The sequence below is a fragment of the Dyadobacter sediminis genome (assembly GCF_005860765.1).
Lineage (GTDB): Bacteria > Bacteroidota > Bacteroidia > Cytophagales > Spirosomataceae > Dyadobacter > Dyadobacter sediminis.
Map to the genome: position 1 here is coordinate 853949 of NZ_VCEI01000025.1, position 26059 is coordinate 880007.

Annotated in this window: 23 protein-coding genes; 15 read left to right on the forward strand and 8 right to left on the reverse strand. The window is 47.2% G+C overall.

The features are described 5' to 3' along the window. Positions 1-53 precede the first annotated feature (53 nt). From FEM55_RS15810 to FEM55_RS15830, 5 genes are all read right to left on the reverse strand, one after another. Complete coding sequence (locus FEM55_RS15810) at positions 54-1400, reverse strand: hypothetical protein (RefSeq protein WP_138282315.1); 1347 nt, start codon at positions 1398-1400, stop codon at positions 54-56. 189 nt (positions 1401-1589) lie between these two features. Continuing rightward, positions 1590-2654, reverse strand: coding sequence for an NAD(P)-dependent alcohol dehydrogenase (locus FEM55_RS15815; protein ID WP_138282316.1), 1065 nt, complete (start codon positions 2652-2654; stop codon positions 1590-1592). A gap of 20 nt (positions 2655-2674) precedes the next feature. Further along, positions 2675-3253 carry a sugar O-acetyltransferase gene (locus tag FEM55_RS15820; RefSeq protein WP_138282317.1) on the reverse strand — a complete coding sequence of 193 codons (579 nt, stop codon included), beginning with the start codon at positions 3251-3253 and terminating at the stop codon, positions 2675-2677. A 365-nt stretch (positions 3254-3618) separates the two neighbouring features. After that, on the reverse strand, positions 3619-4134 hold the full coding sequence (locus tag FEM55_RS15825; protein ID WP_212748314.1) for a cupin domain-containing protein: 516 nt from the start codon (positions 4132-4134) through the stop codon (positions 3619-3621). An 86-nt stretch (positions 4135-4220) separates the two neighbouring features. After that, positions 4221-5099 (reverse strand): helix-turn-helix domain-containing protein, encoded by an 879-nt coding sequence (locus FEM55_RS15830; RefSeq protein ID WP_138282318.1) that lies wholly within the window; start codon positions 5097-5099, stop codon positions 4221-4223. A 302-nt stretch (positions 5100-5401) separates the two neighbouring features. On the opposite strand from FEM55_RS15830, the gene FEM55_RS15835 reads away from it, so the two are divergent. Together FEM55_RS15835 and FEM55_RS15840 are read left to right on the forward strand one after the other, a co-directional pair. Continuing rightward, entirely contained in the window at positions 5402-5836 is a 435-nt protein-coding gene (locus tag FEM55_RS15835) for a hypothetical protein (RefSeq protein WP_138282319.1), read from the forward strand. A 76-nt stretch (positions 5837-5912) separates the two neighbouring features. Beyond that, on the forward strand, positions 5913-6236 hold the full coding sequence (locus FEM55_RS15840; protein ID WP_138282320.1) for a hypothetical protein: 324 nt from the start codon (positions 5913-5915) through the stop codon (positions 6234-6236). Positions 6237-6336: 100 nt separating this feature from the next. Here FEM55_RS15840 and FEM55_RS15845 read toward each other — a convergent pair whose 3' ends face one another. From FEM55_RS15845 to FEM55_RS15855, 3 genes are all read right to left on the reverse strand, one after another. After that, complete coding sequence (locus tag FEM55_RS15845; protein ID WP_138282321.1) at positions 6337-10200, reverse strand: ELWxxDGT repeat protein; 3864 nt, start codon at positions 10198-10200, stop codon at positions 6337-6339. Between the two features lie 287 nt (positions 10201-10487). Further along, positions 10488-11810 (reverse strand): gluconate:H+ symporter, encoded by a 1323-nt coding sequence (locus tag FEM55_RS15850; protein WP_138282322.1) that lies wholly within the window; start codon positions 11808-11810, stop codon positions 10488-10490. 976 nt (positions 11811-12786) lie between these two features. Then, positions 12787-13491, reverse strand: coding sequence for a porin family protein (locus FEM55_RS15855; protein ID WP_171036577.1), 705 nt, complete (start codon positions 13489-13491; stop codon positions 12787-12789). Positions 13492-13980: 489 nt separating this feature from the next. Between FEM55_RS15855 and FEM55_RS15860 the strand changes: the two genes are divergently transcribed. The 13 genes from FEM55_RS15860 (at position 13981) to FEM55_RS15920 (ending at position 25902) form a co-directional block, all read left to right on the forward strand. Then, positions 13981-14421 carry a hypothetical protein gene (locus FEM55_RS15860; RefSeq protein WP_138282324.1) on the forward strand — a complete coding sequence of 147 codons (441 nt, stop codon included), beginning with the start codon at positions 13981-13983 and terminating at the stop codon, positions 14419-14421. 33 nt (positions 14422-14454) lie between these two features. Then, positions 14455-14790, forward strand: coding sequence for a hypothetical protein (locus tag FEM55_RS15865; protein ID WP_138282325.1), 336 nt, complete (start codon positions 14455-14457; stop codon positions 14788-14790). Positions 14791-14795: 5 nt separating this feature from the next. Then, a complete protein-coding gene (locus tag FEM55_RS15870) occupies positions 14796-15605 on the forward strand; it encodes a bestrophin-like domain (protein ID WP_138282326.1) in 810 nt (269 codons plus the stop codon). 13 nt (positions 15606-15618) lie between these two features. Continuing rightward, positions 15619-16236 carry a glycoside hydrolase family 19 protein gene (locus FEM55_RS15875; protein ID WP_138282327.1) on the forward strand — a complete coding sequence of 206 codons (618 nt, stop codon included), beginning with the start codon at positions 15619-15621 and terminating at the stop codon, positions 16234-16236. Then, a complete protein-coding gene (locus tag FEM55_RS15880) occupies positions 16233-17003 on the forward strand; it encodes a hypothetical protein (RefSeq protein WP_138282328.1) in 771 nt (256 codons plus the stop codon). Before FEM55_RS15875 ends, FEM55_RS15880 begins: the two co-directional genes overlap by 4 nt. Positions 17004-17044: 41 nt before the next feature. Further along, positions 17045-18394 carry a TULIP family P47-like protein gene (locus tag FEM55_RS15885; RefSeq protein WP_138282329.1) on the forward strand — a complete coding sequence of 450 codons (1350 nt, stop codon included), beginning with the start codon at positions 17045-17047 and terminating at the stop codon, positions 18392-18394. Positions 18395-18524: 130 nt separating this feature from the next. Next, complete coding sequence (locus FEM55_RS15890) at positions 18525-20621, forward strand: TULIP family P47-like protein (protein ID WP_138282330.1); 2097 nt, start codon at positions 18525-18527, stop codon at positions 20619-20621. A 197-nt stretch (positions 20622-20818) separates the two neighbouring features. Then, complete coding sequence (locus FEM55_RS15895) at positions 20819-22216, forward strand: TULIP family P47-like protein (RefSeq protein WP_138282331.1); 1398 nt, start codon at positions 20819-20821, stop codon at positions 22214-22216. Positions 22217-22245: 29 nt separating this feature from the next. Further along, complete coding sequence (locus tag FEM55_RS15900) at positions 22246-22611, forward strand: hypothetical protein (RefSeq protein ID WP_138282332.1); 366 nt, start codon at positions 22246-22248, stop codon at positions 22609-22611. A gap of 464 nt (positions 22612-23075) precedes the next feature. Then, on the forward strand, positions 23076-23303 hold the full coding sequence (locus tag FEM55_RS15905; RefSeq protein ID WP_138282333.1) for a hypothetical protein: 228 nt from the start codon (positions 23076-23078) through the stop codon (positions 23301-23303). A 314-nt stretch (positions 23304-23617) separates the two neighbouring features. Continuing rightward, complete coding sequence (locus FEM55_RS15910; RefSeq protein ID WP_138282334.1) at positions 23618-23872, forward strand: hypothetical protein; 255 nt, start codon at positions 23618-23620, stop codon at positions 23870-23872. A gap of 217 nt (positions 23873-24089) precedes the next feature. After that, positions 24090-24305: a hypothetical protein gene (locus tag FEM55_RS15915; protein WP_138282335.1), complete on the forward strand. Its 216-nt coding sequence runs from the start codon at positions 24090-24092 to the stop codon at positions 24303-24305. Between the two features lie 343 nt (positions 24306-24648). Beyond that, on the forward strand, positions 24649-25902 hold the full coding sequence (locus FEM55_RS15920) for an alkaline phosphatase family protein (RefSeq protein ID WP_138282336.1): 1254 nt from the start codon (positions 24649-24651) through the stop codon (positions 25900-25902). Positions 25903-26059: the final 157 nt, after the last annotated feature.

Sequence of the window (26059 nt, forward strand, 5' to 3'; positions counted from 1 at the left end):
AAACAACCAAACATCTCACGTTCGGTTTTTTACATTTTATATCTCGCAAAAACTCACCTTAAAGTAATAATCCGGCTGTACCGCTCCGTTTTTTCCATACCGCGGACCATGTAAATTTCATATGCTCCGTCGGGGATATCGTCGGTGACAGGAAATGCCGGAAACGTGAGAAAACCATCGAAAATCCCGTAAACGCTGCCTGAAAAAGGCAGTACAAATTCTTTTTTGCTCTGATGATCAACGAGAACCAGTTCGATCTTGTCTGGTGTTGGACCCCATGTTTCGCTGTAAACCAGTATCGGTTCCTTCCGGCTGATTTCCGTAACGGATGGAAAATAGTGCAAGCTGGAATTCAGGTAAGTTTTAAATGAACTGCGGCGTGAAGGTTGCGTCACGATTCTTGCAATGGGCTGGGTGCGGGTCCTGGTTATGAAAAAGTGATCTTCGCCGGAATATTGAAGCAGCCATTGTTTTTCAGAATAAGGCTTCTTTTCTTTTTCGTTTTCCAGATAAGTGATTTTGTAATTGCCCAAACCGATGCTTTTCGGCAGGTTGCCGGACAATGATCCCGGTTTTTCATACTTCAGAGCAATGCGTTCCGGTGCTGTGAAATCATTCTCAATGATGGCTTCGTACTTGCCAGCGGACGAAAAGTTAAATCCGTTTACCTCAAAATAACGGTCGGGTTCGAGCATATGCCAGGAACCCCTTCTGAAAGAAACAGCTCCGGGCTTAACAATGATCTGAGAAGACAGCAATTCCGCTTTCGGGCCCCAGACTACTTCTGCCTTGTATTCACCGGGCACCATGGTAGCCGGCAATGTAACGGACATGGAATCCTGAAACCGGCTATAACCAGGATCATAGAGTTCATACGCAATTTCACCCGTCGCCTTGCTTGTAAAACGGATCTTTGGCGCATAAATCAGCGTTTCGCCTTCAAAAACGGTGGCCACGGTTCCTTTCAGCTTGAAAGCAGTTTTGATTTGCGTGTCCGGTTCAAGCGTCAGTTGCAGGTTTTTCGGAAGTTCTGCGAGCTGAATCGCTTTAAATGGAACGACGATAATATTGAAGTTTCTGCTTTCATTGTTGCTATGCAGTGAAATGCCGACTTCCTGATTTTCATATTTAAATCCATCCAGTGCGGGCGATGTAGAGTTATAGCCCGCTTCCAGTACGACTTCCGGTTTGATATAATCGCCCGCAGCATAATTTTCAGGAAGGTTTATAACAATCAGATCTTTCCCAATGCTGATATTCTTGGGGTCTACTCCGGGAATAGTAAAATCCAGCACATTGATTTTTTTTATGTCAGGGGCTTTGGGTACCGGTTTTTCCGCTTCCTTACATTGCCAGCAAAGGCAGGCCAGGCACAGGATCAGGTAAAGTGTCCGCTTCATGGAGGAATATTTTTCTGTAAGATAAAAAAATACGCACGTATTGCAATGCCTGTTCCATGAAGCAGATACATACGGCACGACGAGAAAAGGGAGGGAAGGGGAAAGGGTGAATGGAGGAAAGGGAAGAGGGAGAAAAGGAGGAGGGCCTGTTACAATCCTCTTGTCCTTCCTCCTTCAATCCTGCCTTCTTCAATCCTGATTTTTCAGGGAAGCCATATCAATGACGAAGCGGTATTTTACGTCACCTTTCAGCAGGCGTTCATAGGCGTCGTTGATTTGCTGAATATCGATCATTTCAATATCTGCAACTATATTGTGCTCACCGCAGAAATCCAGCATTTCCTGTGTTTCGGCTATACCGCCGATCATGGAACCTGAAAAGCTTTTGCGTCCGGCAATAAGGCTGAATGCAGCAACAGGAAGCGGATTTTCCGGTGCACCCACCAGCGCCAGCGAGCCGTCTACACGAAGCAGGCCCAGATACGCATTGATGTCATGCTCGGCAGAAACCGCGTCCAGAATAAAATGCAGCTTTCCCTGATATGCAGCCATTTGCCCGGCGTCTTTGGACATCACCACTTCGTCTGCACCCAGGCGTTTTGCTTCGGCGAATTTGGATTCTGACGTTGTAAATGCAACTACTTCGGCGCCCATGGCTTTGGCTATTTTGATACCCATATGACCTAGGCCGCCAATACCGACAATCCCTACTTTTTTGCCCGGGCCGACATTCCAGTGCCTTAATGGGGAATAGGTGGTGATACCTGCGCATAGCAACGGAGCCGTTGCGGCAAGTTCGAGGTTTTCAGGAATGCGCAGCACGAAATTTTCATCCACAACAACGTTTTCGGAATATCCGCCAAAAGTAGGCGTATCGAGGTATTTATCCGGTGAATTGTAGGTTCCGGTCATGCCGGGTTCACAATATTGTTCCAGACCTTCCTGACAATATTGGCACTCACGGCAGGAATCCACCATGCATCCGACACCCACGACATCGCCCACTTTAAACTTGCTCACATGGTCGCCAACGCTGACAATCTTGCCCACGATCTCGTGGCCGGGTACGCAGGGGTAAATCGTGCCGTGCCATTCGTTTCTTGCGGTATGCAGGTCGGAGTGACAAACGCCGCAGTAAAGGATATCAATTTCCACATCGTGTGCGGTCGGTTTTCTGCGGTCAATGCCAAGTTGATTTAATGGGGCTTCGGCTGCTTCCGTACCGTATGCCTTGATGTTTGTTGTTTCTGTCATGTTGTAGATTGATTGGATGTTTATATATTTTCTTTCATAACTTTTGAAGGTATTCCGGCTACGACCGAGTTGGCGGGCACATCGCGGCTTACGACTGATCCGGCTGCTACAACGGCATTCTCACCAACCGTTACACCGGGCAGGATCGTTGCACCTGCACCGATCCAGGCATTTCGCCGGATGAAAACCGCTTTTGGAATTAGTGCTTTTCTGTCTGCCGGTTCAAGCGGGTGGGTTTCGGATGTAATATTCACCCGCGGTCCGATCATGACGTTATCCTCAATAACAATGCCACCCATATCCAGAAACGAGCAGGCATGATTAATGAACACATTTTTACCCAGACTGATGAAGTGGCCGAAGTTCGTGTAAAACGGTGGAAAAATGGTTGTCGATTGGTCAATAGACATTCCGGTAATTGCGCTAAGCCATCGCCGCACTTCGTCCGTGTCCGTTGCGCCGGCATTCATTTCCACACATAACCGAATGGTACGGGCAACGGCTTTGCTGAAATCTTCATACCCCGGATCGTCCATTCTGATCGGCTCGCCGGCCTTCATGCGGTCAAAAACAGTTTTTTCAGTATCTGATGTATTCATGTAAATCGGTGATTTTGCCTTTTTCGGCAGATCATTCTAAATGGTCGCAGCATCCATAACAAATCTGTACCGGTTTTTTTTGTCCAATACTTTTTTCCATGCATCGCGCACGGCCGCTGCCCTGGTTACCTGTATCTGTGGAAAAATCTTGTTGTCGGCACAGCCCGGTACGACTTCCTGCGCTTCAGAAATGCCGCCGCCACGATCCCGGCAATCTTATGACCCGGTACCTGCAGCTATTGCTGCTGGCTCCATTCACCTTTCATTTGGTGAATGTCCGAATGGAAGATGCTGGCAAATTTGGAAGAATGAATTTTCTTCTGGAAGGAACGGGTCTGCTGTTGCTGTGCTTTTCCATGTTGCTGTTATTTCGGATTCGTATATTCTTCGTCTGTAACCGCCTGCATCCATTCCACAATTCCTTTTTCGGTATTGGGCACAATGTAGAGTTGCTGCATGCCTGTATCCGGACCGGCCCCGTGCCAGTGCATTACGTTGGGCGGACATGTAACCACGTCGCCTTTTTTAACGGTCTGCCTTGGCTGGCCTTTGATCTGATGATAACCGGAGCCGTCCGTGATCACAAGTATTTGCCCGGCTGGATGCGTGTGCCAGTGGCTTCGTGCTCCCGGTTCAAAGTATACGTTGCCCACAAGGGTCGTAAGCGTACTATCGGCAGGTACAAGGCCGTAGTTCCAGGCTTTTCCGGTGAAATTATCGGCGGGTCCCGGCTGACCTTTTGGAAAAATGCCGTTGCTTGCGTCTGATGGCTTCTCATGGCGCTGCGCCATGCACGGGGCTGCCAACATGGCCAGCCATGCAATGACCAGAATTTGTTTTGCAGAAATGCCCGGCTGTCTGGAATGAAGGTGATTTGTCATAGAATTTCTTAATTGGAATCCAAGGACAAAATTCCTCAATCGGCAGGCCGGTCAGGTAAAGACAATCAAACCAATTATTAAGAATTTCAAACTTCTTCGATTCTGACAGCCTTTGGATTCGTTCCGGTCATCCGCTTGAAAAAGTTGTTGAAATAGGTTGGGTATTCAAAGCCCAGTGCGTAGGCGATCTCGGAAATGTTCCAGTCCGTATGCTGCAGAAGTGATCTGGCTTCACTCACAATCCGCTCGGTAATATGGCTTGTGGTAGGTTTTCCGGTAATCTGCTTTACGGCCCTGTTCAGATAATTGACGTGCATATTCAGGTTCCGGGCATAATCCTGCGCCGTCTTCAGTTGGAGCGGACGGTCGGCACTTTCAATTGGAAATTGTCTTTCCAGCAATTCCATAAATACGGATGTGATGCGGCCTGCAGCATTTTTATGCTGGTTGTAATTTTCAGACGGCTGCAGTTTCAGCGCCTCATGGATAATCAGGTTGATGTAATTGCGAATCAGTTCGTCCTTAAACGAGTAATCTGTTTTCTGTTCTTCTATCATCCGTTGGAACAAGGTATTAACAAACTCGCGCTGCTTGTCAGAAATGTTCAGGATCGGCGTTCCGCCAATCCTGAAAAACGGAGATTGCTGAAGACTTTCGGTACGTTCCGAAGCTAAAAAGAATTCTTCTGAAAACAGGCATGTATAACCGGTATAAGTGGTGGAAAGCGTTTCCCATGAATACGGAATATGCGGGTTCCCGAAAAACAGCACGGTTCCTTCGGTTTCGAAACTTCTGTCCGAGTAGTGGATTTTGCTTTTGCCGGTTGTCAGGCAGATTTTATAAAAATCCTTTCTGCTGTAAATGCGTGTGGCATTGGTGTCCCGTTCCAGTTCAAAGGCATTGAACCCTTTCAGCTTTAACTGGCTGTTGAATTCCGATACCGGGCGTTGTTTCGTATTTTCCATATTACAAAATTAAGAATTCCATGACATTTGCAAACAGCTGTTGTAAAATGCGGCTGCTTCAGTCCTTTTATTTCCATGCAGGGCTGAAAGTTGCTTCTGGTTTGAAATCCTTAATCAACCGTTTACAAAATAGAAGTTGACCGTGTTTTTACCCGAAAGTGCCTTTCCCATTTCAAATCAATCGCCACAGGAAAGACGAAGCGGCAGCAAAATTGAAAAAAACGAAGTTCTGAAAATTGTTAACTGTGTCTTTTACAACCAATAATCGCCGCCCGGAGTCTGAACATCAAACACAAACTGTTATGAAAAAAACATTATTCATTTTGACTTTTCTTGCATTCGTGCAATGCAGGGAAAGCAGAAAAGTTGATCCTGAACCGCTTCCGGAAATTGCATCCATTGCAGGCAAATGGCGGGTCATAGCATATTCCCGGGCTTCCGGCGATTCCTTGATCACCGACACAGTTACCACAGAAAATGCTGCTTTTTATGTGTTCCGGTATGATGGCGTTCTGGTAAATGAAAATGGTTACAGGCCTTGCTGCCTTCCACAAAACTATTTTTTGAACGAAAATTTTTTTGAGGCAAAACCTCTTAAACCGGTTGAGTCTGATCCTGCCTGTCAATACGTGTATTGCGGCGGCTGTCCTGAAATGACCTTAACGACACCAACCGCAGACAACCTGCTGATGGAAACCTGCAAAGGAACCTATACTTCACTGGTGCGGGAAAAGTAACTGGACTGCCTGCTTTGAAAACTGAATTTCTTTTCCGAACTTTTGGCAAAAGCGTTGATAACAAACAAATTAGCATATGAAGGTTTTCACCATAGAACAGGACCCGTCCACCGAAGAAATCGCACAAGTTCTCAGGCAGGAATTTTCTTCCGGGTATTCTTACCGCTTTTTTGGTATAGATCAAAACAGAAGTATTGTTGTCCGGAAATCAGAATTTGTAGGGGCGCAAATTTCAAAAAACGGGAATCAGGTTACCGTGCATGCCATGTCGCCCAACTGGCTGTTGAGTTTCCTGGACCCATTTCTGACGGGTATGAATGTGATCGGTACGGTATTTCATGCTCCGCTAACAAAACTGGAAGCTGATCTGGTTACTTTCCTGAAAAGCAAGTATGCATAGTATCTGGTTGTTTTATCGGATACGGGATTTGTTTCAGAATCAAAAAAGCCGCTTATCAGACAAGATGAGCGGCTTTTTTGGTTTTAACTTTCAACTTTTTTTATTCGGTAACGAGCATTTTAATGACTTCTGTTGCTGCATCCGACTGTATTTTCAGCATGTAAATGCCTGTATTTAAAGTCAGACTGGAAATGTTCACTTCCGCTTTTTCTCCTGCTTTTGCATCCTGAGTCGCACGGACAGCATAACCTTTTCCTGACTGGCTGATCAGCTCAAAGGAAATCGGGCCTGCATGCTGCAGGGAAAGTGCAACCGTAAACTGTTTCTTTACCGGATTTGGGTAAATGCTTGATCCCTGTTCAGTTTCCGCATTTTCTGCAATGATCTCTTCCTGATTTAAGCGGTCCGAGCTGTTGCTTGCAGATGCAGGCTGAATGATTAACTGCGGAGGGTTGGCGCTGTTTTCCTTGCTGTTGAAAACCAGTCTGGTGTTCCGGTTGTTCGGATCTGCCAAAAGTAAGGTCAATAAATCGCCGCTGGACGCTTGCTGCGCTTTTACATAACTGGTCACATCAATTTCGTAGTACTTGTACTTGTCGTTTACAGCTACGGAACCCAGTGAAGCAGTCGAAGCAGCCGGCGCATTGTTTTTGCTGATGCTGTTTTCAGTCCAGCTATCGTCATCCACACCGTATACATGCACATAAATATCTTTGCTGTTTTCATGGTTATGGCCATAGATACGCAGTTTGGCCGAGCCAATATTTACCGTTTGCGGCAATTGAAAACGCACGTAAGACGAACGTTTGATGGAAGCGTCGCCGGCTGCATTCTTGACATCCAGTTCAGGCAGGTTGCCGTAATTGGCTGCGCCGTAGCTTCCATCGCGTACATAGGCATCTGCAAGGGGTTTTAGCGTTACACTGGAAACAGGAATCACTTCAATGGCCGAAACCCGAGGCAGGTCCGCTGCGCCGGTCAGAAAATCAATGTTGAGCATGCCGTCTGTGACGTTGACGGTAAAGGTTTCTGCCGTGGCAAGCATCGCCCCACCGGCTTTGACGAAGATATCATAATTGGTCAGTTTGCGGCTGCCTTCCATGTTGACGTGAAACTGCCGGCTGCCTTTTCCGCCCTTTTTGCCCGGAGCTCCGAAGTAGGTTTCAGCGAAGTGCAGGTATACATCAAAGGTGCCATTGGCAACCGGAATGTTGTAGCTGAACGAAGGCGAGCAGCGTGCCGACTGGTACAATACATCATTGGTTGTATTGGAAATATCGCCGCTGACAACGGCACTGGTGCGGTCGATGCCCGCATAGTATTTGTCTGCAATAAACAGTTTTTTGGTAGCGGTCGTGAAATCCTGCCCGCCTGCATTGATCCGGATGGTGTTAGCCATAGGCACTGCATCCTTGTATTGGAACAGCTCGGCGCCGTACATGCCGTTATCGGCAGAAATCAGAAGTTGATTGTTCAGGGCTCCCATATCATAGAACAATGTTGAGCCATTCGGGTTCATGTCGTAGGCCAGACTGGTTGTTTCCGGAGTTCCATTTGTTTTCCAGACTTCACGGCCGCTTTGTTCGTTTGTTGCACTAAAATACAGGGTTTCTCCTATGGCTGTTACATGTCGGATGTTTGCCCCGTTTGCCTGTGAACCAATGTTTGTGACCTGCTGAGTGCCTTCGACTGTTCCGTCACTTTTCCATATCTCTCCTTGTAAATCAGGTACAAAGTAGAAGAAGCCGTTTAGAGCCAGCATATCATGCGTATGAATGGAAGGGTCTCCATCGTCAGAACGCAACTTTGTCAGGGGAAAGGTGCCCTGCTCCGTACCATCGGTTCTCCATACAACCTCACCAAAGATATCATCAAAGGCAGCACCATCCCAGACAACAAAAAAGATCAGATCGTTGACGACAGTGAGCTTGGAAAAACGATCTTCATAGGAATCAAATGTTTTGATAACGGTTGTTCCTTGTGCAGTACCATCACTTTTCACCAGATAATATTTAACATCAGATTGTTTCAATTCTGATAAGATGTAGTAAATAAAATTACCTTTTACTACAATAGATCTGTACATGGTCTCGCCCCAGTTAGGAGTTACGTCCTTGACCAGCACAGTTCCTTCGGCCGTGCCGTTGCTTTTCCAGAGGTCTATGCTGTTGATGCCGTCATAGGCGCCAAAGTACAACTGTCCATTCATCACGACTGGTGAAAAGGTATCAGTTTGAGAGAACGTTTTAACCAGTATTGTTCCGGCCGTGCTGCCGTCACTTTTCCAGAGCTGCATACTGCCGCTGCCGTTATCAATACCAAAAAACAGGGTTCCGTTTACATTGATGAGTCCTTGAAGCGTGTCTGATTTGGTAAAATCTTTGACCTTGATGGTTGTAGCAGTTGTTCCGCCCGTTTTCCATAAGCTATGCACCTGTGAATCGCTGCCTGTGACAAAGAAAGCCGTTCCGTTCACATTGGTGATCTGCTCGGGATTGGAGCTGTTTGCACCGCTTTGTATATCTCGGACCAGCATGGTGCCGGCTGTGCTTCCATCGGTTTTCCAGAGCTCGCGGCCATGGATGCCGTCATCGGCAGTAAAGTAGGATATGCCGTTAACTTCCGTAAAGCCCAGCGGAATGGATCCGGGTCTGCCAAAATCCGTTAATGCGCTGGTGCCGCCTGTGACCATTGTGCTTTTGAAGAGTTCCAGACCTTTGCCCGCGTTGCCATTGAAGTACAACGTGCCGTTTGCATCAAGCAGGCGGGAAGCAGTGACCTCGGCCAGCACTTTGGTGCCATTTACATCCCCGTTGCTCTGCCACAGCTTTTCACCTGTACCGTCATTGGCAGTAAAGGCAACCTTGCTGCCAACAGCTGTAAGCTCCTTGATATCGGAACCTGCACTTCCCAGCCGTATGTCTCTGATCAGAGTCGTTGTGGAAGCTGTTCCGCCACTTTTCCAAAGCTCCTGACCGTTGGTACCATCGTTTGCAGTAAAGTAAAGCTGTCCGTTCACGGCCCTAAGAAGGGAAGGGTTTGATGAAGCTGTGCCCGGATTGATGTTTTTGACCAGTACCGTACCCGTCGTAGAACCATCCGTTTTCCAGAGCTCGTTTCCGTTGGCGGCATCACTGGCTGTGAAATACAGGCTGCTTCCCACAGCAGTCAGGTTAAGAACTTGACCTGTGAATGCTTTGATCACCGTTAACGGAGATGTATCGCTTACCTTGTATAATGACTTGGAATCAAAGGGGTAGTTGCCGAAGTAAAGATTGTTGCCAGCAGCAACCAGTAGTGGAGGACCAGCGTTGTAAGCCGGAAAATTGGTGACAGCAATGGTTCCTGCTGCCGTGCCATCCGATTTGTAAATGTTCCGGATATCGGTCAACCTGGTACCAATAATCAAAAACAGCTTGCCATTTACATTGACCATCTGTTCAATTCCTTGATCATAAAAATCCAGAGATTTGACCAGTACCGTGCCTTGTGCTGTCCCATCTGTTTTCATCAACCCGGAAGGTCCGCAATAGTAGAGCGTTCCATTTATATCTAAAAGCAATCGCCGGTTAGGGTCATAAGGACTATCCCGGACTTCCTGAAAAGAAACAGTGCCTTCCGGAGTACCATTACTTTTCCATAATTGGTATCTCCCTAAATTATTGTCTGTAGTAAAATAGATTATGCCATTTGAGCTGGTCAGCTTATTAACATTTCTGAATCCCTTAAATTCCCTGACCAGCACGGTACCCTGCGCAGTACCGTCACTTTTCCACAGCCCTTTTTCCTGCAGGTTGTTGTCTGCAATCATATAGACCATGTTGCCAACTGCAATCGATTCATAAATCCGCAGTCCATCATTTGAACTGGTCACATTGATGTCTTTCAGCAAGGTTGCTTCCTGCGCCAGCAGGGATTGCATACTCATCAGGAACAAGGCTAAATACAGTACCGTTTTTTTCATAATTTTTTTTGGCTTAAAGTTGAGCAGACGCTTGAAGTTTTAAATAGAAACAGAATTTGGATTCTTGCTCATAAGACGCAAAAAAGCATGCTTAACCGGAAATAATTATACATATAATTATTTTTCATATTAAAAACTTATTATTCGGTAATCAGCCAGGATGACAGCAGCTGTCCGGCGCTTGACAAAATGAAGCTTATTTTTTAGCTCGGGGATATTTAATCTGTTGAATATAAAGATTTTGGTAAAGCTGCACTTGCAATTAATGTGCTCCGGAGAAGCTTTGATCATAACAAGGTAAGAAACCAGTGGAGGCCCATGACGCCGGCTAGCCCGGTGACGGAAACCAGCGTTTCCATGATGGACCACGTTTTCAGTGTGTCCGTCATGGAAATCTGGAAGTATTCCCGGAAAAGCCAGAAACCCGTATCATTTACATGTGAAAACATCATACTGCCGGCACCGATGCCCAGAACCATTAGATTTGGGTCAACGCCAGTTGATGCAAGCAGCGGGGCCATAAAGCCGGCCGTTGTAATGCCGGAAACCGTGGATGATCCCACACAAACGCGGATCAGTGCGGCCATGCCCCAGCCAAGAACATAGGGATGCAGCGTTGAGTGTTCCATCAGATCTGCAATGGACTGGTTTACGCCTCCATCTGTTAAAACCTGTTTGAAAGCGCCTGCTCCGCCAAAGATCAGGAAAAGCATGGCCACGTCCTTAATGGCATCAGACAGCAGATTGGTCACTTCCTGCATGGACTTTCCCTGCCGCAGACCGAGCGTAAAGGTTGCCAGAATCACGGCAAGAAACATGCTGATAATCGGCTCTCCTGTAAAAAGCAAAGTTTTGGTGATCCATAAATCCGCTGGTAAAAACGGACTGACCAGCGTGCTGATCCCGATCAGTAACAGCGGAAACAGAAGCGTGAAAAAGCTGGTGAAAGTGGAAGGCATTCTATCAAGGTTCATCTCCGGTGCTATGAATGCCGGGTTCGGCAGTTGCGTGTATTTCTTCAGCGTGGACCCGAACAATGCTCCTGAAATCAGTATGGCGGGTACCGAAATCAGGATGCCATAAAATAGGGTGGTACCCAACGATGCATTGAATTGCTTCAGAATGGCCAGCGGTGCCGGATGTGGCGGCAGGTACCCTTGTGTAACAGACAAGGATGCCAGCATGGGGAGCCCGATGTACAGGGCCGGCAACCTGTAACGGTATGCAACCGTAATGACAACCGGTGTCAGCAGCATAAATCCGACGGAGTAGAACAAAGGCAGTCCGACGATAAACCCCGTCAGCATAAATGCCCATCGCGCATTGGAAGTTCCGACCACTTCCATCAGTTTGAAGGCAATGCGTTCGGCAGCGCCGCTTTGGGCAACCAGTTTGCCCAGCATGGCGCCCAAGGCAATAATGGCCGTAATAGAACCCAGTGTACCGCCAATTCCTTTCTGAACAGAGTCAACAATTGTCAGCACAGGAAGCCCAAGTGCCAGACCCACGCCAGTCGTTACGGCAAGAAAAGCCAGGAACGTATTGAGCCGGACAATTGAAATAAGCGCAATCAGCGCCAAAATACCAGTGAGGGTAATCGTTAAAGACATTCGCCAGTTTATTAGATACCAAAGGTTTTTTTTGGGTAAATACCAAACTGGAGAATGCAAGCAATCTACTTGCCGCATGAACGAAAGAAGGCACCAGACTGAAACAGGGCATTGATCCCTGTAAAAAACGTACGGTGCACTTCGCCGGATTCTTAAAATCACAATCCAGCAAAAAAATAAACTCCGCTAATCAAAGTCGCTCCGGAGGAGCTCCACTGAAATTCGGCATTCGTTCAGGCGGCCCCGCCAGGGCCAGAAATCGCGAACAAAATTAACCCATTCTACAAACAGGGATCCGCTCTGCGGCTGTGCTGGATTCCTAGAAGCACAAATCTTGCAAAAAATATCGCTACTTAAAGCCGCTCCGGAGGAGCTCCCTGTTTGTAGAAAATAATCCAGCATACACAAGTGCGGCTCCGGAGGAGTCCCCTGAAACAGGACATTCGTTTAGGCGGCCCCGCCGGGGCCAGAAATCGCGAACAAAATTAACCCAATCTACAAACAGGGAGCCGCTCTGCGGCTGTGCTGGATTCTTAAAAGTACAATCCAGCAAAAAAATAAACTCTGCTAATCAAAGCCGCTCCGGAGGAGCTCCCTGTTTGTAGAAACGAAATCCGGCGTAAAGAAGTGCGGCTCCGGCGGAGCCCACTGAAATTCGGCATTCGTTCAGGCGGCCTCGCCAGGGCCAGAAATCGCGAACAAAATTAACCCAATCTACAAACAGGGAGCCGCTCTGCGGCTGTGCTGGATTCCTAGAAGCACAAATCTTGCAAAAAAATAAACTCTGCTAATCAAAGCCGCTCCGGAGGAGCCCCCTGAAATTCGGCATTCGTTCAGGCGGCCCCGCCGGGGCCAGACATTGTAAACGGAATAAACCCTTTCTGCAAACAGGAAGCTGCTCTTCAGCTGTGCACTGTCCCCAAAAAGTTGGATACTTCTTGGGGGCACTACAAACACGTGCTGCTTTTTTCTAGGATCACTTTCCGACTGGAACAAGAACGCCAATATGAACGGATGCGCCGCGGTTATGCACTTTGGAATTGTCGCCATCAATGGGCGTTGCAAGATTTGCCAGTCCCAGATGATAACGTCCTTCCGCAAAAACTTTTACTGTTCCGAGCGGATAAGCCAGTCCGGCACCGCCAGACAGGCCAAAATCAAACTTACGGGTATCATTGCCCGACGCATACGATTCATCTCCGCTTGTACTGGAAATAAGTACGCCGTCAACATAAACCCTGGAACTGGATTTTGCCCTTACATTGCCTGTCATTAAACGGAATTCAGGGCCGATGGAAAGAAGTCCTTCCATTTTTCCGAGCTTTGGCTTATACTGAAACAATACGGGCAATTCAATGTAATTTACCAGTAATTTGCCTTTAATATCGGCTTTAACCTGCTGATTATTAATGAATTCACTGGTCTTTGTTGAAATCCGGCCTCCTCGCTGCGAAAATCCCGGCTCAATCTGAATGGCAGTGGAAGTACCAAGGGGCAAATGGAATAATAAAGCAAAACTCAGCCCTGCCTTTGGCTTGAAAGGAAAACTCTCCTCATCGGTCACCGCCAGATTGGCAAAGTTAACTCCTGCTCTAAGCCCCAGACTCAGCTGCGCCCGGGTTACCGAAGCGGAAAAACAGCAGATCAATAATACCGATAACTGAAATACAGATTTTTTCATGATGATCATGGCTTTTTAAAACGGATTTTTGAGTTATGTCTTCAAGTCAATACTCTAAAAAAGTAAAACTATATCACATTCCAAGCTACCTGCATATTATTATATCAGGAAATATTTTAAATATCCGGTTTCCATACAACAAGCAGGTCAATCCGATAAATTCTGGAAGGCAGGTCGGGCTATTATAGTCTGTTTATATGGCCAATTCCGGAAAATGATCCTGACCTTTCCGGCAAGACCATGGTCACAGCTGACCTGAACTGTCCCTGAAGTTCGGACAGCCTGTAAAATAAACAATGACAGGAGCCGTTCCGGCGATGAAAAATAGCCTGTTTAGGCTATTGTGTCTGGTTTTCAGCCAGTATATCTTTGTATCGTCCAATGCAAATCAGCATAACCCACCATCATAAGTTCAGGATAAACCGGCGACCTGCTGTTTTATCCGATCCGGCACACTGCTCTTGATCGTTACTGTAAATACTTTATACCATGCGCAATTTTGTTCCTGCAAGGCTGGGATCTCTCTGCATCCCCGTTTTGATGATGGCTGCCACAGGCTGCTCCACGATTTCCAGATTTGACCAGTATTCTTATACCCAGTCCACTTCCCTGAAAGTAGATGCGGTAAACCTCATGAGCAATGCAACCCAGCCTTATGAAAGCCATCGGGATGAAGTCGCCCGGATGAAGACGGCGATTGATAAGATGTATGAATACGAAAAGAACCGTCCTAAAAATCTGGTTTCCGAAAAAATGTGGCTCGTTGTTCGCGATTCCAGCGGCCATTCCTTTGGTGGATTCCTTAAAAGATGGCAGACGGAAAAGACCCTCAACGCTGCCTTCATCAAGGAATCCCAGCAGCTTGTCAGCGAATCGTTCGACCAGATTTCGCAGCTGGAAAGCGGCAAGATCAAGCAGGTTGCCAATTAATAGCTGTTCCTCAATTTATTAGCTATAAAAGATATGAATGTAATCAATTTTGACCAGCTTTATGAAAACCTCAGAAGCGGCGTGGAGTCGGTGGCCAAAGAATCGATTGACGGGTATGTAAGCCAGGCAACCCGGGACGGCAAGAACGCCCTGCAGGAAATCAGGTCAAACCTTGTCCGCTGGGCGACAGAGGTAGAAACCGGCGCCTTGACCGGCGAAGATCTTCAGTTTCTTTTACAGGAAGAAACAGCACTCGAAGAACTCACTTCGCTGAAAGAGGCCGGTCTGGCATCGGTACAGATCGACAAGTTCCGTAACGGGCTGATCAATATGATCATCGGAACAGTTACCGGTGCGGTTAAAGCATAACAGCCATGGTCAGCTTTATTGTAGACGCCGAAGTGGCCGGCTGGCTGCCTGCTCCTGTGCTTTGCCTGCTCTTTGTGCTGTTCTGTGTGCTGGTTGCGCAGCTGGGCCTGTCTGCTTTCAAGCGGTTTGTCAAACTTCATCTCAGCCAGGAAGATAATGAGCTTGCGGGTATCATGTTCGGGGCCATCGGGCTGATCTATTCGCTGATCCTTGCCTTTGTGATCATCGCTGTCTGGGACGATTACGACGAGCTGAGCAAAACCATTGAAGAAGAAACCGACAAGCTCAACGGGATCATGGCGCATACGGGCACTTTGCCCGACAGTCTGCAGATGTCCTTGAAAACAGCCATGATCGGCTATTGCAGGCAAGTACTGCAGGAAGAGTGGCGGATGAACGGCCCAAACGTAGCCGAACGTCCCAGTGCGATCCCGAGCCTGAGGCTGGCCTTGCTGCGCATAGAGCCTTCCACCAAAACGGAAGAAAGTATCTATGCTGTTGTGGATCAGGATTTGAGTAAAATCAGCGAGTTGAGGAGAAAACGGCTGAGCTATGCCAGATCTCACATTCCTGACCTGGTATGGTTTACCCTGCAGACAGGCAGTCTTTTACTAATTGTGTTCTCTTATTTTCTGACAGCGCCCTCAGACAGGGTGAGAAGGATCAGTCTTGGTTTTTTTTCAGGTTATCTGGCCATGTGCATGTTTCTGATTTATACCCTCGACCGACCGTTCGGGAAAGTTATCCAGGTGAGCCGGCAGCCGTATGCCAATGTGCTGATGAGCCTGAAACAGTATTACGCAGTTAATTTATAACCATTACCCTTTTATGACCAGTACACAACTGCAGGCCGTGGCATGCTCGACCGCTGCCAGTGCCATGATCTTTTTGCCCTATATCAACGCCACTTTTGACCGGTACGCAATTCACACGCCTCAGCGGCAGCTTTGTTTTATGGCGCAGGTTGCTCATGAAAGCGGCGGGCTGTTCTATACCGAGGAACTGGCATCGGGGGCTGCGTATGAAGGCCGGCAAGCCCTTGGCAACACGCAACCGGGCGACGGCGTAAAGTTCAAAGGTCGCGGACTGATCCAGATTACCGGCAGGAACAATTACCAGCTGCTCAGCGAAGCATTTAACGTGGACTTTGTAAGCAATCCGCAGTTGCTCGGCGGAAAGAACATCACGCTATGCAGCCCCGATCAGCTTAAGTATGCCGCACTCAGTGCAGGCTGGTTCTGGGACCGTGCAAAGCTGAACGGATTTGCCGATAAAATAAACCCGAAGCAGCCGATTGACTCCGGTGCAAACCTGGAATATTTCAAACGTATAACCAAGGGCGTTAATGGAGCTTATAACGGGCTGCCAGACCGGCTCCATCGCTACATGCAGGGGGCAGCAGTCCTGTCGCCTTTATCTTCCAATGTTCAAATTACAACTTTATGAAAAATCTGATCAGCGTTTTTGCCGCGGTTGCCGCGGGTATATGCCTTACAGGCTGCACGGGCAGTACCGAATATGACGTCCGGCATTTGCTGGCGTTCACCATCATAGGCACCATTATTGTGCTTTTTCTCGGGCTGGCAAAATACAGCAATCTGGTAAGGGACGAAATCAGCGATCTACAGGCTTTCAATGCGAATGCTGCACAGTTGCAGCAGACGCATAAATGGATGCCGCTGGACAAGACCGCGCCGTTCAGCCTTACCAAAGTACAGTTCGGGCTCTGGACGGTAATCATCTCATCTGCCTATATCTATTTGTCACTTTGTAAAGGAGACTGTGCCGCCGGGACCATAAATAAAACGGCATTGGTCCTGATGGGTATATTCGCCGGGACTGCGGTCGCTTCGACCATTATGGACAAAAATGAAATGAACGACAACCGCGACCGGCATCAGAATACACCATCACAAGGCTTTTTCATTGATATTTTGTCCGACGACAACGGCATCAGCCTGCACCGTTTCCAGAACCTGGCCTGGACGATTATTGCCATCACGGTTTATCTGTACAAAGTGTCACTCGTTACCAACGGCTGCGAGCTGCCCGAACTGAGCGACACCTTACTTGCACTGACGGGAATCAGCAGTGTAACTTACCTGACGCTGAAAAGCAAGGAGAATGATCCGCCGGCTCAGCAGATCCCGCAGCCGCAAACGGCAGCTCCTGCACCACAGATCCCGCAGCCGCAAACGGCAGCTTCTGCCTGAAGAACTTCAAAATTTCTTTTTAAATACCTAAAAATGACAGCATGAGAACTTACGGCTACGACTATTGCTATGCAATTACACTCGACGAAGTCAACAAAATCCTGACGAACAATCTTTCGGATGCGGAAATGGACTTTACCTACAGTCACCTTGACGATGATTCCGGCTCTACCATTACGATACAGGGAAAGTTCAGCCCGTGGCAAATCGTACCCAAGGGCAGCAACAACCTGCTGAATGTCAGCATGCCGATTGCCAAAGGATTGATGCAGTTCACCGGAGGAGTGCTTAAAGGCAGTTACGACCTGGCCGGCGTTACGCCCGTCATGCAGATCAGCCTGGGCTGGATGGGATCGGGAGATGCACAAAGTACAGTGGGCAGTTCCGGGATAACGGATCTGGTTTTTACGCCGGTCAATGACTCGGATCCGGATAATCCGGGATATGTTGCCGTGTACAGCCTGCTGGACCCTCAGCAAAAACTGAACACGATAGCACTTGGAATTCTGAAGAAATTCATGTCGGATATTATCGTGGAAAACAAGGCAAGACTCAGGACGGTGTTCAATAGCATCAATCCGGCACCGGCCCATGTTGCTTCCTGGCTGAAACCCTATAAATGGCAGTATTTTTATCAGGAAACCAGTGTAGCCAATGTATTCTGTCTGCTTTGTCAGCTATCCGACAAGGATTTTCCAGCCGTTCCTTCCTTCGATGCAGCAGCTTTGTCAGCGCAGAGCAGCACAAGCATTCTGGTTTCACAATATGTATTTTTTGCCAATGCCATTTTGCCGGCCATCAAGTCTGCGTTTGGATCCAGTAATTTCAGCCTGAGTGAAACAAACGAAATATGCAGGATTTCCAATAACGGCGATTTCAATGTGGCCACCTCAAAGGGCGGGATTACGGCTCATTCCTTTAATTTGTCAACGAGTAACAATGGCAACGGACTGGCGTCGCAGACATCCGGCGGAGGCCCGCTTACCTTTCTGTTTGGCCTTGAAGATCTGCCGGACGCATCTTACGACTGGAGTCTTTCGACTGTCAATCCTTTGTCTTACAGCAATAACACCATCCGGTTTGAGGAAGACCCGAATCCGGTAAAACAGCAAAATTCTACCATACACTGGTACGACTGGGCACTTCTGGTAGTTACCGGCATAACCAACGTTGCAGGACTGACATCCGCAATCATGGACAGCATCGATGGTTTTTCCAATCAGATACAAGGCATTGGGATGGGCAATGTGAATAGTGCAATCGAATCCTCCCTGACGGGTTCGGTCGTCAATCTGGCTAACCTTATTGACTGGAAAGAGGACGGACAAACCTTTCAGGTATCTGAAGCCGGACTGGACGGAGCCATGTATACCCGCGGAAACCATTACTGAAAACAATGTCGGCCAGAAATCCGGCTGACTTCATTACTTACTGAAAAGCACATTTCTGTAAAACCGGCCCTTTTTATATCAAAATCCGAATCAAACAATCAATCTTTTTTCACTTAATCAAAACCAATCTATGTTAGCAGAACCAAGTGCTCCACAAGTCCTGACATCCTCCGGCAGCAATGCGGATACCTATGGATGGGATAACGTCTTTGCAATGAACTTTATTACTGCAAATGAAGCCCTTACGACCAATTGGGGCAGTGTGGACAGCAAAGCCAAAAACATTTCCCAGGCCTACAATGATGATGATACCGGCCTTACCTTCAAGCTGGACGCCACCTTCGGTCCCTGGCAGCTGGCAGAAAACGGAGACGGAAAAAACATTGCTATGAAATGTCCGATTGTAAGCGGGACTTACAGCTATGGCAGCAAGTCGGTAAATTTTGACGGCTTGTCACCGGCGCCTTCTGTCAAAATCATTGTCAACATGAACTGGGTTCCGGAGCCCGGCCAGTTTCATTTCGGTATTAATACCGGTGTGGACAGCATTGTGACAGACCTGAATGCCAAGACAGTGGATGCTGCTTTATCCGCTGCATTCACTGCAAACGGTAAAACTTTGTCGAGCCCGGATGTATCCGTACAAAAAGCAGGGTATGAATGGCTGATCCAGGACGGGGTTAATTCTTACTATCTTTTTTTCTCGGCCGACAAGGAGAATGACAAGTTTTTGAATATTTATCAGTTTGACAAAGTATGGAAGCAAAACCTGAACGTGCTGAGCTCAAGTACCGACAGTGATCCTGCCGTCATTATTGATACCATAAACAACAACCCGACATCCGGTCTGGGCGCTACTGTTTTTCCGCAGCTGCTGAGCGAATGGTTTAATGTTAATATCGGCAACTTTAATTATGTATTTTCTTCCATTGACCTGAGTCCGCAACTTTCACAGTCCGACAAGTATCAGTGGATCAAGCCGACAGCCACAAGCTATGCCGTAACGGATAACGGATCGCTGGATACAGGCGTATTCGGCGTACTGTCGATGATCCTTAATCACCAGCCAGGCACCAATCACCAGGTATCTCCGTTTGCTATTCCGGATGGTTCTGATGCCGGCTTTCTGATCAGCGGTGAAATGTTCATGGCCAACATGATGCTGGCCGGTGCATGTTCTCTGTTCAGCAATGCGGACCCATCCAGTTTCGCTATTACCAATGACGGGCTCACCGTGACCAACACTGCAGACATGATCTGGGGTAAATTTATGCTGGACGATAACAAGAAAGGCAGCATCGGCAGCCAGTATGGTACCACGCTCGATGCCGGTACCTTGTCCACAGACCTGATCAATGCCTTGTTCAATCAGACCAACGTTTCTGTGGATAGCAACTACAAGGTCGAGGTAATGTCGAAAGGAAACCAATGGCTGTTGAGCAAAGGCAGCGGAGACGAGTATATTCTTGACGTAAACGGAAGCAGCATAGATGTTTTCCTGTCAACAACCGTTACGATCGGCAAGGGTAATTTCAACATGAGCCTCGACAATTCAGAGGTTGTCATTGATTTTACAAAACTGAAATACTCGTACACGTCGGATTATGATGTTTTTGTCAACTACAACGAACGGCTTACACTGAAACTGAACGATCATAACGTCTTCTGGTACGACCAGGTAACAAACAGCATGGTTGTAAGTGTGGTGAAGACCAAATCCGCCATTACCCGTGAAATCGTGGAAGGTTGCGTAGCTGCTGCACTGGCATTGATTGCTCTGGCCGGCCCGATTATTGAAGGACTGACCGCAGCCACCGAAGTTACAGAGTTGTCTGAAGACGGTGGTACCGCTGTCATTGATGAAGAGGCTATGGCCAATGCAAGGGCAGAAAACCCGGATGCGGAAGCGGCCAGTGAAAGGCAGGCATCCGGCGATGCTGCCACGCAATCCAAAGGCAAGCTCACCAACATCAAAGCTGCTTTCAAAACGCCGAAATGGAAATTTGTCGGTACGCTGGCAGCATTGGCTGGCGCGGTTGCAGGGGTTGATAATGCCGTGGATGCAATCATCGAGAAAATGGCCAATGACGATTATGAGGACATTCCCGGTTTTGATGCTTTTGCCAATGAGGTGATCGGGCCGTATGCCTGGCCGGGTGTATCCGCTTTCACACTGAAAAGTGCCACGCTTACCGGTTCGCTGCAGGTGGGTTTAAAAGCCAGCTGATTATCTGGCCGCTGTTTGCAATACGGTCTGGCCAAAGTATAAATCCTGTTTTCACCGATTGCTTCTATTCAAAACACGATCAGACGGATGCCGGGCTGAAAGCCTTTGTCGCCTTACAGCCGGCGTTCGTTCTGATCCCGTGTTCCGATGCAGGTTGCGTGAAAAATTCAAATTAATTTATTTTAAACCTTCTGTTCATGTCAGATACCGGAACAGCCGTTTATACCTATGGATGGGATACGGCCTTTGTTGTTCGCGCTGCCGATGTAAATAAGGCGATCATCGACCATAAATCATCTCCGTTGAATTTCTCCCACGACGAAGATACGTATTCGGTAACGGGAAATTTTGGGGATTGGCAAATTACGAAGGGCGGTGACGGCAAGAAAATACGGATGCAGCTGCCGCTGACCAATGTGGTGCTTACGTATAAGACAACCAGCAAGGTTTTAAAATACGACAGCGGCCAGGCCGTGATTGAAATTTCACTGCACTTTATCCCGCATACCGACGCAGACCCGCCTGCAAGCGGCAGCCTGACAAAGCTGGTTGCCAAGGCTGCAGCCGATTCGGACGACGATCCTGTCATTGCAATGGTCAGTCTGTCGCTTTCACCTGCAGCCGGCATGGTAGCCGAAGGTGTTATCACCGAAGCAATCGTACAGTGGGGTACCAGTAACCTGCAGGAATTCAATCATATTTTTGCTGTGGTAAACTTGAACCGCATCATTGACACAGGCCAGTGGGGATTTGTCAATCCGAATTATACAAGCTATGCCTATCTGGATCTGGATACGGTAGATAACAGCCTTTTCGGAGTACTGTGCATGACAGGAAATCGTACTGGAGAAACCCTTTCGGAACAAGTAAGCGTTTCCTCCATTCCCGCACTGAGCCGGTCCGGTTTTCTGGTTTCGCAGGCAAGAGCGCTGTATGACCTTGTACGTCCAGCCATTTGCAAGACTTATACCGGACTGACTGACAGCAATTTTCTGATGAACGATGCCGGTACAAAGCTTTACCTGACGGAAGGCACCACGGTAGACCTTTCTTCAGTTGAGCAAAACGGGACAGCGTACTATCCGAAACTGAAAGGACTCAGCGTTGAATCGAACGGACAGTTGCTCACGCTGACAAGCTATACCGAAACAGAAATAGCAGCGGGCATTACGGCAACCTGTACGGCCGTACACTGGTATACCATTTCACTGGGAAGTTCAAGCAATGGGCAAACATTGACATTTGTCCAGTATCAGGACCCTTCGATCACGCATGCCATCAACCAGTCATCCGGTTCGCAGCTGACGCAGGCCATTATTATGATTGTCGCATCCATTGTAATGCTGATCCTTATCGTGCTTACGGATGGCGCTGCGCTCATTGTAGGAGGGCTTGTCATCGGACTGATTATGGGAGCCGATCAAGCCGTACCCGCGCTGATCGAGAAGCTTAACAAAGATGATTCGCCCTCTATTGATCTGCTGCTGGTGAATGCAGTGGATGCAATTTCCTGGACCGGAAGCAAGGAATACAAACTTGATTACGGCAGTATGAACGCCTCTTTGCAGCTGGGAGGTGATCCGTTGTTTGTCTAAAAAACGTTTTATCTAATTTACGAAGAAACATGTCCGAAACAATTCAACGCAAGATATCCGTAAAACTTGCGACACCACATGGCGCTGATTTTACCATGCATATCCTGCCTGCAATGGCCGGTTCCCTGCAAGCGGACTCGCATCCGGCAGTAGCCAAGCTGGCAGAACAAAGCACCGGGGCAGCCGATCAGGCAAAGTATGTGCTGGAACAGTTGATCGCAAGAGACGAGGATTTTACCCGCTGGCTGGAAAGCAGTCCTGAAAACAGCATCTTGTTTGTCAATGACCCCGTTTCAGCAATCCGGCAGGCACTTCCGGACTTGCCTGCAAACCTTTACGAGCAATGGAGCCATTTGTCGCAGCATGCCGCGGCAGTAGAAAATCAAGTAATGTAATTACCTTTCATAAGATGTAAAAGGCTGTCTTGTCATCAATCAGGGCAGCCTTTGCTTGTATTCTGCTATTCGCAAAGCCTGCGTTATCCATACCTCCGTTACGCTGAGGGTAAAAGCCAAAGCAAATCAGCAGCAAATTCACCGAGCTGTCATGCTATGAAAATAAAGTATGTGTGAGGGAGTATTTTAATATGAAATCACTGATCCTGATCGTAACGGGTTGGGGCGGTGTTTGAAGTGTCAGAAAGGTTTACCGTTAAATAAATCAGGATTGGCATAAGATATACAAATGGTTACTATTGTAAGGAGCGGCCATCTTTGGTTTATATAAACATGATGTCTTTGCAGGAGATAGTTAAAGAAAAGCTTGTAATGTTTTTTTAATCTAACTGTTTTAAAAGCCGCATCAATCCGTTCAGCAAAACGAGTTTAAGTATCAGTCTGACATAAAATTTCTTATACATATGATGCTAAACTACAGTATAAAAAGTTCAAATATTGATGATGACACCAGATACCTGATAGTGGAATCAAATGGTCTGGACAAATTGGCTCAGATCGTAAATGCATACATCAAAGAAGGCTGGATACCCTTAGGCGGTGTGGTTGTCAATCAAATTTCTGCACTTACTCCAAAGGAATACACACAAGCCATGACTAAAATACAGGCTACCGATAAAGAGGTATCGTAAACCAGTCTGTTTCCAATGTTGTAAAAAGCCGATCCTTTAACCGCACAAACAGGCTTTTCTGCATGCTGCCAGCATACGTATTCCAGATTCCGGTATTTTTCAAGCCCAAATGATCCGGCACATGTTTCTATTTGGTTGCAGATTCAGCAACGGTTAATTATAATCGCAATTTTTATTTTCAAACAGACAGGCCAGAAGAAGCAGGATATTGCATCCGGACATAAATTCAGGTATTGCCGACCCCAACTGTTTTTGTTAAGTTTACAACGGGTACCCGGTCAAGGGTTATAATAATCAGAAAAAAGGCTTTTACCGTGCTGCTACTAGAACTGCTTCTTTTTATATTTATCGGGACGTTTGTTTTTATCGTCAGTAAAATTGCTGAATGGATTGAAATACATTATCCTGCCAAACAGAAACCGCCCCGGCCAAGACGTCGGCGTGAGATCAAGGCAGATCTCGATGTGCTCCACCGTTCCTATCAGCAAGGCCTGCTCGACGAGGCGCAGTACCTCATCCAATCCGACGAACTCATAGATCAGCTGGCTGAACTAACTTATAAAGATTAGCCCCCGATTAGCTACAAACAGGGGGCTCCGCCGGAGCCGCGTTTCTTTATCCGGATGGGTTTCTACAAACAGGGGGCTCCTCCGGAGCGGCTTTGAATAACAGCATTCATTTTTCGCAGGATTGTGCTTTTAAAATCCGGCGCAGCCGCAGAGCGGCTTCCTGTTTGTAGAAACGATTATTTCGTTTGCAGTGTTTGGCCCCGGCGGGGCATCCTGAATGAATGCCGAATTGCAGGAGGCTCCGCCGGAGCCGCGTTTCTTTATGCTTGATTATTTTCTACAAACAGGAAGCTCCTCCGGAGCGGCTTTGAATAACAGCATTCATTTTTTGCAGGATTGTGCTTTTAGGAATCCTGCGCAGCCGCAGAGCGGCTTCCTGTTTGTAGAAAAGATTATTTCATTTGCAATGTCTGGCCCCGGCGGGGCCACCTGAATCAATGCCGAATTTCAGGATGTGATTTAACCGGATTATACAAACAGCCGGGCATTAACATACAAATCCCTGATCACGCTAGTTGATTTAATGAATGTTCAGTCAAAAACGATCCATTTCTTAACACTAAATTAAAATGTAAGTAGCAGGCATTAGGCAATTTTGTAAATGTTTCCTGTATTTGAAAAAATGATATTGCTTTATGCTGCAAACCTGAATTTCGATGTCGCAAATTTGAGGGACATTTTCAAAGTACATTGTCTGGCTGATATATTCCTTTGTAAATAGGCTGGAAACGGGTAGAAACGGCTCTCAGTCTTTTTATTACTGTAAATCAGAAATCATGTTTATTCATTATTACCGCAATTTTTTATTTTCCTGTTTGTTCGTCAGCAGCGTTTGTGTTGCACAAAACGACAAAAACAAGGCATTGTTCGTCATTGTTGACGGAATATCTTACGAGCAGTTAAAGAAAGTCCCGACGCCCAATCTGGATGCCATTGCCAAAGCCGGCGGGTTCTCGCAGGCATTTGTCGGCGGTGAGAAAAACACGTATTCACAAACGCCAACTATTTCTGCAGTGGGCTACAACAGCCTGCTGACAGGAACCTGGGTCAACAAGCACAATGTATGGGATAATAAAATCCAGGCGCCCAATTACAATTACTGGACCATTTTCCGGTTTTTCAAGCAGGCTTATCCGTCCAAAAAGACAGCGGTTTTTTCAACATGGCTGGATAACCGCACCAAACTGATCGGAACGGGGCTGCCGCAAACCGGCCATATGCAAATGGACTACTACTTTGACGGTTTTGAACTGGATACGGTCAACTTTCCGCATGATAAAAACGCAGTTTATATCAACCGCATTGATGAACTGGTTGTAAACGAAGCCAGTGACTACATTCAGGAACAGGCACCGGACCTTTCCTGGGTTTATCTGGAATATACGGACGATATGGGGCACAAATACGGAAACAGCGAGCAGTTCAACGATGCCATCCGGAAAATGGATGCACAAATGGGGCGGCTGTGGGAAGCTGTAAAAAACAGGCAGAAGAAAGCAGGTGAAAATTGGCAGATTTTCATCACTACGGATCACGGCAGGAGTGAGCCTACGGGAAAAAATCATGGCGGCCAGTCTGATGCGGAACGCAGTACCTGGATCGTTACCAACACAGCCGGATTAAACGATTACTTTCTGAAATCTTCGGAAGCAAAACAGTTTCCCGGTATTGTGGACATTATGCCAACCATCGGAAGGCATCTGCAGATTCCTTTCCCGAAAGAACAGGCTTTTGAACTGGACGGAATTCCATTGACGGGAAAATTGTCCGTTGTAAATCCAGTTGTAAAATTGGAAAAGGAAAAAATCAATGTGAGCTGGAGATCATTGGAAAAAGAGGGGAATGTCAAGATATGGCTGGCTGTTACGAATCATTTTGAAGAAGGCGGCAGCGACAATTACATGCTGATGCAGCAGCTTCCGGTTACCGCCGAAAAGGCGGCCCTTGACATTTCAAATTTACCCAAAGGTTACTTCAAGATAGTTATCGAAGGAAAGTACAATACCGTTAACAGATGGATTGTAAACTGAAATTTTCAAGTCGGGTAACTGACTGGAACAGATTAAGGTTAACAGTTTTTCCAAATCTGTCAATTCCGAAACGCTATTTTCCTAAAAGCTAAAAGCCAATCGCTAAAAGCCAACCGCCAGGAACAGCATATCAAAAGAAAAAGAGGCTATAAACGGA